Annotated in this window: 1 protein-coding gene and 1 pseudogene; both read right to left on the minus strand. The window is 45.2% G+C overall.

Translation table 11 applies throughout. The features are described from left to right. Nucleotides 1-940 (minus strand): annotated as a pseudogene (prfB, locus tag A3738_RS20940) (peptide chain release factor 2); the annotation flags it as partial. A gap of 90 nt (nt 941-1,030) precedes the next feature. Further along, nucleotides 1,031-1,438 (minus strand): serine aminopeptidase domain-containing protein (locus A3738_RS20945; RefSeq protein ID WP_197473946.1); only part of this gene is annotated, 408 nt, incomplete at its 5' end.

Raw genomic sequence — 1,438 nt, forward strand, 5'->3', positions numbered from 1 at the left:
GCTCTCTTCTAAGGCTTGTGCTGCTTCACTACGCTTCATCATCTCAAGTTCATAGAGTTTGGCACGCAACTGTTGCATGGCCTTGTCTTTGTTCTGATGCTGTGAACGCTGATTTTGACACTGAACAACAATACCCGAAGGTTCGTGCGTGATACGAATCGCTGAATCCGTCGTGTTGACGTGCTGACCACCCGCACCACTTGATCGATATGTATCGATACGCAAATCTGCTGGGTTAATTTCAATGTCGACATTGTCATCAATCTCTGGGGAGACGAACACAGAAGCAAATGAAGTATGGCGACGATTTCCCGAATCAAAAGGTGATTTACGAACTAGGCGATGCACACCTGTTTCTGTTCTGAGCCAGCCGAAAGCATATTCACCTGTGAATTGAATGGTCGCACTTTTAATACCTGCGACCTCTCCATCAGACACTTCAACTAACTCAGTTTTAAACCCTTTTTGCTCACCCCAACGCAAATACATGCGCATAATCATCGATGCCCAATCTTGTGCTTCAGTACCGCCCGAACCAGATTGAATATCTAAGTACGCGTTATTGGGATCCATTTCGCCAGAGAACATACGACGGAACTCAAGAGTAGCTAGCTTTTCTTCTAAGCTTTCGATTTCACTTTGAACGTCGTTCACAGCGTCCTCGTCTTGCTCTTCAACCGCCATATCTAATAGGTCTTGGCAGTCATTCAATCCGCTTTCTAAATCTTCGATGGTAGTGACAACAGCTTCGAGACTTGAACGCTCTTTACCAAGCGCTTGCGCATTTTCGGGATTGTCCCAGACAGCAGGATCTTCTAGCTCGCGCGTAACTTCAACTAAGCGCTCATTTTTGGTATCGAAGTCAAAGATACCCCCTAAGCGTTACAACACGCTCGAGCATTTCTTTAATCTTCTGAACAATAGGATTTACTTCAAGCATTCACAGTCCTTGAGGGCAATCGTAAAAAGGCGCGTATTCTACACTTTTGCTACGATTACCGCCAATACATAGCGGCCTGTGATTGTGAATTTAATACTGCTCTAACCAGACTTTCATATCGCCAGCCAAAGACTGCCAATTCTGCTCGAATAGAATTTCGTGCAAGGCGTTTTCAACGGTATGAAATTGCTTGCCCGAGCATTGAAGACCTTCGTGCAACTGTTTACCGACCCATGGAGCCACCAACTCATCTTTCTCGCCATGCCAGATAGCAACAGGCACTCGAATACTAGCCGCTTCTTTTTTAAGGCGTTCGATCTGCTGTAGATAATCACTAAACCATCGCGCCGATACGAGACCGTGATTTAACGGGTCATTCATATAAGCTCGTACAACGTCTGGATTTCCACAGACAATATTAGGGTCAACCTTATTTTTAAGCGCCAAGCTTGGGTACCAAGCACTCATAATCTTACCGATGAGCTTTTTAAGAACAGG

This window comes from Oleiphilus sp. HI0066 (genome assembly GCF_001635725.1).